The 1,771-nt window shown below is 69.1% G+C and carries 1 protein-coding gene and 2 pseudogenes; 2 read left to right on the top strand and 1 reads right to left on the bottom strand.

The window, feature by feature from the left end:
• Positions 1 to 87 (bottom strand): annotated as a pseudogene (locus FNH04_RS49640) (YwqJ-related putative deaminase); the annotation flags it as partial.
• 259 nt (positions 88 to 346) lie between these two features.
• Here FNH04_RS49640 and FNH04_RS45635 point away from each other — a divergent pair.
• Positions 347 to 1,372 (top strand): SMI1/KNR4 family protein, encoded by a 1,026-nt coding sequence (locus tag FNH04_RS45635; protein WP_152792095.1) that lies wholly within the window; start codon positions 347 to 349, stop codon positions 1,370 to 1,372.
• 7 nt (positions 1,373 to 1,379) lie between these two features.
• Positions 1,380 to 1,771: pseudogene (locus FNH04_RS45630) on the top strand (SUKH-4 family immunity protein); the annotation flags it as partial.

Here is a 1,771-nt window from a genome sequence, read left to right as displayed (position 1 = left end):
GTGGAGGAGGGTCGGGATGTGTGGGGTGGCGGCGTTGCTCCAGCCGACTCTGGGGTCTCCGGAGGTACCGGTCTGCGTCGCGTTCATGGTGGTCATCCCCTCCCGTTGCATCCCCCGACAGCGGACACAGACTGCCAAACGCCGTGGCTGGTGGGGAAGCTGGGGCGCCGCGACACGCCCGGGCTTCGGCGTACCGTCACGGCGGGGTGACGGCAGGTCACGGAACTGGAGGCCCGGTGACCGGTGTCGGTGTACGGCTTAGGCTGTCGGCAATCGCGATCCGTACGGTCATCGCGTCGTAGACAGGCAAATCAGGCCATACAGAACGCCGCAGGGGGCATCCGCCATGACGACAGGTCGGCTCGGGCAGCAAGCCGCGCCGCCGAACGCGGCCTACGCCGGGCAGCTCGTGCAGTTTCCGGACCCGGTCCGGGCCGCGCGTCATCCGAGGGGTGTGCGTATCGACGCGTACGGCTATCCCGATTTCTCGCCTTATGCGCGTGCGGCGGCGGAGATCGCGGACCCCCCGGAAGGGTTCGGCGTGGATGAGCTGAGGTTGACGGACTATGTGTCCGCGAACGCCGCGCTCGCCGCTTCCGGGCATGAGTTGTGGGACACGATTCCGTCGGTGGCGACTCCGCATGGCTGGACGTGGCATCACGTGCGGGGCAGTCGGCGGCTTGAGTTGGTGCCGGTGGATGTGAAGGCGCTGCTGCGGCATCACGGGGGTGTGGCGACGGCTTCCGTGGACCAGGGCAAGCGGGGGACGCGGCCGTTGCAGGAGACGCGGCCCGCGCACTTCGGGTTGCCGAAGGCGTCGGTGGCCGTGACGGAGCAGCAGGTGCAGGGGGTCGAGGAGGACCTGGGGTACCGGTTGCCGGGGGCCTATCGGTCGTTTCTGAAGGCCGCGGGCGGGTGTGCTCCGGTGGGGGCGGCTCTGGACGCGGATCTGGGGCTGCTGGTGGACCAGCCGTTCTTCACGGTGCGGGACGAGGCCGCCGTCAATGACCTTGTGTATGTCAACAAGTGTCTGCGGGACCACCTGACCAAGGATTACCTGGGTGTGGGGTTCGTGCAGGGCGGGTTGCTCGCGGTGAAGGTGAAGGGCGACCGGATCGGGTCGGTGTGGTTCTGCGCGTACGACGACGCGCGTGACGTGGATCCTTCGTGGACGCCCGCCGAGCGTGTGGAGCGGCTGTTGCTGCCGTGCGGGGACGATTTCGACGCGTTCCTGGGCCGGCTGGCGGGCAATCCGCCGGAGTTGGAGACCGTGGCGAACCTGATGGTGGACGGCGGCTTCGCGCGTGCCGTGCCGGTCGGTGTGGAGGCCTCGGCGTCCTGGGAGTCTTCGGCGTCTTCGGTGGGGGAGTGAGCTTTCGATGGTGACCTTCGCGCAGGCGCAGGAGCGTGCCGAGGAGTGGATCAACGGGGATGTGCCCGGCTACCAGCACCGTGAGGTGCGGGTGCGGGAGTTCGAGTTGGGGTTCGTGGTCTGGGCGGAGGACCGGGTCGACGGTCCGCGTTCGGACGGTGGTGCCCAGCGGCTGGTGATCGCCCGGGACAGTGGTGAGGCCACGTTGTGGCCCGCGTTGCCGGTGGGTGAGGTGATCCGGCGGTACGAGGAGGAGTACGGCCGGATCGACGAGGTGCCCGAGGCGGCGCCGGTGCCTCCGGCGCGGGTGGATCTGAACCAGACGTCGTTCCTGCTGAGTCCGCCGGAGTGGTTGCAGGAGGCGGCCGACAAGCTGGGGATCGCGGACCGGCGTTCGGG

The organism is Streptomyces phyllanthi, from assembly GCF_009377205.1.
Classification (GTDB): domain Bacteria; phylum Actinomycetota; class Actinomycetes; order Streptomycetales; family Streptomycetaceae; genus Streptomyces; species Streptomyces phyllanthi.
This window is presented reverse-complemented; position numbering and strand designations above follow the sequence as displayed.

Coding starts and splice junctions, on each gene's coding strand:
- FNH04_RS45635 (WP_152792095.1), top strand. CDS start 347: ATGACGACAGGTCGGCTCGGGCAGCAAGCCGCGCCGCCGAACGCGGCC.